The sequence below is a fragment of the Mycobacterium sp. genome (assembly GCF_049281135.1).
In the GTDB taxonomy this organism is placed as follows: domain Bacteria; phylum Actinomycetota; class Actinomycetes; order Mycobacteriales; family Mycobacteriaceae; genus Mycobacterium.
Map to the genome: position 1 here is coordinate 1 of NZ_JBAPRN010000577.1, position 3,733 is coordinate 3,733.

2 protein-coding genes and 2 pseudogenes are annotated in these 3,733 nt (G+C 61.1%); 1 reads left to right on the forward strand and 3 read right to left on the reverse strand.

Annotated elements, in window-relative coordinates; all coding sequences use genetic code 11:
* From WAN02_RS22585 to WAN02_RS22595, 3 genes and pseudogenes are all read right to left on the reverse strand, one after another.
* A pseudogene (locus WAN02_RS22585) lies at window positions 1-586 on the reverse strand (hypothetical protein); the annotation flags it as partial.
* A gap of 46 nt (window positions 587-632) precedes the next feature.
* Window positions 633-1,538: a fumarylacetoacetate hydrolase family protein gene (locus WAN02_RS22590; RefSeq protein ID WP_422266563.1), complete on the reverse strand. Its 906-nt coding sequence runs from the start codon at window positions 1,536-1,538 to the stop codon at window positions 633-635.
* Window positions 1,539-1,721: 183 nt separating this feature from the next.
* Window positions 1,722-2,897, reverse strand: coding sequence for an alpha-hydroxy-acid oxidizing protein (locus WAN02_RS22595; RefSeq protein ID WP_422266565.1), 1,176 nt, complete (start codon window positions 2,895-2,897; stop codon window positions 1,722-1,724).
* Window positions 2,898-3,202: 305 nt separating this feature from the next.
* Here WAN02_RS22595 and WAN02_RS22600 point away from each other — a divergent pair.
* Window positions 3,203-3,733 (forward strand): annotated as a pseudogene (locus tag WAN02_RS22600) (hypothetical protein); the annotation flags it as partial.

Here is a 3,733-nt window from a genome sequence, read left to right on the forward strand (position 1 = left end):
TTTCGCCGATGCGGTAGGCCGACTGATCGACGCTACTCGGCAACTTGGTGGGTAAGCGGAGGTCGGCGACAAGGTTGTCCATGCCCGCCCTCAGGCTCCCGCCGCCGGTGTCAATGAGCTCCTTCCAAAAGGCCGGGTTCGTCAGCGGGTTATTGGTCGGCGCGGCCGCAGCCATCACGTTGTCGATGAACAGCCGAAGCCGTTCCTTGGTGCGCCAGTCGACATCGGCATCGTCGAGCGCGCCTTCGACGGTGTCGCAGCAGGCCAGGTAGGAAAGTGCCACGCCGTTCAGCAACGAGTTGTCCGCCCAGGCACGGTCCCTGAAGCGGCTGTCCAATCTGCCGGGCGCCTCCGCTGGTTCGCCGCGTCCGATCCCGAACAGCTGCGTCGCGAGCCGCCCGATCCGCGATGCGACCGGTTTTGGGTGTCGGGCTAACGACCACGCGAACCGGGTCAGCTCGGGCAGCGGAAGCACTCCGCCGATTCCGGCGGAGGCTGCGTTCGCCATCACAGCCTCGAACCCGGCGCCGGCGCCGCTGTAGGCGAGGATGTCCTCGGTAGTAACTGCTGCGTTGGTGTCCGTCATCGCAGGTTAGCGCTCTCGGTGCAGAGGGAATGGAGCGGGACCTCTGTCACGCGTACCTCACAGCGGTGCGCTGGGTGCCGAGGTCGATGGCACCGTCGTTGGTTGCAATTGAGACTTCCATGATGTCGCCGTGCTGTAGGTACTTCGAGTTGCTGGCCTCGCGCTTCAAGAAGGCTTTTAGCTCTTGCGGTTTGGGGGGCGCGCCCAGAGCTGTCCCGACCGGCGTGCCGGTCATGATCAGATCACCGGTGCCCAACGGCTGGAATCGTGCCAGCGACTGCAACGCCTGCAGCGGTGGGTAGATCATGTCGCCGTGGACGAGCATGTTTTGTCTCACTTCCCCGTTGACCTGCAATTCGAGGCGCAGATCGCCGAAGCGGTTGAGTTCCTCGGCATCGAGAAGTACCAAGGCAGGGCCGACCGGGGTGAACGTCGGATACGACTTGGCTTCGTAGAACTGGGTTTTCGTCAGCTGGATGTCGCGGGCTGAAATGTCGTTGGTCACGACAAGACCGGCGATGAAGTCGGCCAGGTTCGACTCGGTGATTTCGGTGCCCACCGGAATATCCCGGCCGATTACCAGTCCGATCTCGACCTCGTAGTCGAGGAGCTCGACATGCGGGGGCTTGATAATCGTGCCAAAGGGCCCATTAATTGAACCAGATGTCTTGCGAAAGAAGGTGAGCGGAATCGTCTTTGGATCCATGCCGGCGCCCTTGACGTGGGATGCGAAGTTCGTCATCTGCGCCACCACGCGGCAGGGAACGGACACCGGGGAGATCAGGCGAAGGCTGTTGACGCGAATGGTGTGTGCGGTGTGGACGGCGGCGTCGATGGCCGTGCGGTGGGTCAGCAACTCACCGGTGGTAGCTGCAGGCATGGCGATTCTGGCTGCGACATCGGCAGTTTGGACCCACCAGCCATCCGCAGTTCGAAGGATTGAGGTGGTCATGAGTTGCCTACTTTCCGGGTGGCGACCCAGTCTCAGTGCTAGTCGCAAGGGAGCCCTTGCTGCCGGGGGGCTCCCTTCAACTGTGTCGACTCCCCGGTTCAGGGTGGAATCGAACGCATCGCGGTCGGCCGAAGTGTCGACAGGGAAACTGCTCCGGAGTTGCGTTAGTGGGTCGCAACGAAATCAGTGGAATGTCAGTGCTTCTTCGCAACCCGCTTCTCTTAGGCTGGCGATGTCCTTGAATCCGCAGATCGCCAGGCATAGGTCCAGCTCGGCCAGGAACGCTTTCAGGTAGTGCGTCAGGCTCTCGGCGCCGCCGTAGGAGAGGGCGTAGGCATAGGACCGGCCGATACCGACGGCGGTTGCTCCCAGTGCCAGCGCGATGATGGCGTCTGTGGCACTGCGTATGCCGCCATCGAACATGACTGGAGTGGAGCCCGCCGCCTCGACGACCCCCGGCAGCAATTGGAGGGTTGGGATCCCCGAATTTGCTTGGCGACCACCATGATTAGTGACGTAGAGTACGTCGGCACCGTTGTCGATCGCCAACCGGGCATCATCGGGGTGCTGAATCCCCTTGACCGTGATGGGGAGCTTAGTATTGGCACGGATCCAACGAAGGTCTTCCCACGACAACGGTGCTGCGAATATCGTCGCGTAGTAGCGCAGTGTCGCCGCCGGATCTTCGTGTGGTGGTTTCGCAAGGTGCTTGGTGAAGTTCTCGTCGGAGTAGTAATTCTCCATGCAGAAGCCGCGCGCTTGTGGATAGTTTCCGATCGCGAGGTCAGCCGGCCGGTAGCCCAGCGTCCAGGAATCAACGGTCATCACCACGCTGGAATACCCGCTGCTCTCAGCACGATCGAGGAAACTGACTGCCAGCTCACGGTCTTTCGGCAGATACAGTTGGAAATAGCTTGGCGTGGATCCAGCGTGCTTTCTAACGTCCTCCATGGGAGCCTGTGAGAACGTTGACAGCGTGAACGGCACACCGGTATCAGCGGATGCGCGTGCCGTGGCGAGGTCTCCTTGGAAGTCCGGCGAGCACAACCCGATCAGGCCTATCGGGGCCATGAACATCGGCGAGGCGAGATGGTTACCGAACAAGTCGATGGACAGGTCACGCTCGGGCGGGCTGACCATCATTCGCGGAATGATCCCGTAACGCGAATATGCATCGATATTGGCGCGCTGCGTGCGACCGTCGCCGGCCGCGGCCGAGACATACCGGTACACCCAATCAGGCATCGCGTCAAAGGCTTTCCGCTCAATCGATTCAAAGTCGAACGGGAACCGCGAACTTATGCCGTGTACTGCATCGCCATAGACGGTCCACTGCCAGTCCCCGAAGTTCTTTGTCATAGCGCTTCCTTCGTGTGTCGGGAGTTACTGGTCGCAACGACCACTCACGGCTTCCAGGGTTGTGAGAACGTTCGACCATGTCGATGTCCTGGGCGACAAAACCTGAGCGCCGACCTCTGTCCCGCCGTACACAACGGTCTAGAGGTGTTCTAGAGGACTACGTCCCGCGCTCGACTTTTATCCTGGCGGCTAAAGACATTCCGCGAAGCGCTGAATAAGGCTGTGGGTGTAACAACGGCGCGGGCTGCACCCAACATGCTCGAGCCCCGTCTGCATATCCGAAGGCTCGAAATAAGGAGGCTCAAATGCCCGATGCGGCTGCGGTTACGGAGAAGGCTGGGCTAACGGCGAAGGGAGTGGAGAGATACCTATCAGACTTGTCCAACTGGGGCCGGTGGGGCGGCGATGACCGGATCGGGACGCTCAATCTGATCACCGACGAGGTGAGACTCGCTGCGGCGTCCCTTATCCGGACCGGTCGGGCGATTTCGCTGTCCCGCCCGATCGACCCGCTTGACCCGGACCCGCTGGACTCGGGTTTCGCACTGGTGCAGCGTTTCATGACCCTGAACGAAGTGACCGATCACATCGGTCGCCGGTTGCGGTACGAGGCCGTCACCGAATACGTCGGTATCGCTGCACATGGCTCCAACACCCATGTGGATGGTCTTGCACATTATTCCTGGGACGGTAAGAACTACAACGGGTTCCCGACGAGCGACACCAACTCATTGCATGGGGCGCGATCGCTGTCCATGGAGCATGCCGAGCACGGCTTCGTCACACGCGGGGTGCTGTTGGACATAGCCGGCCTCTACGGCGTCAACTGGCTCGAG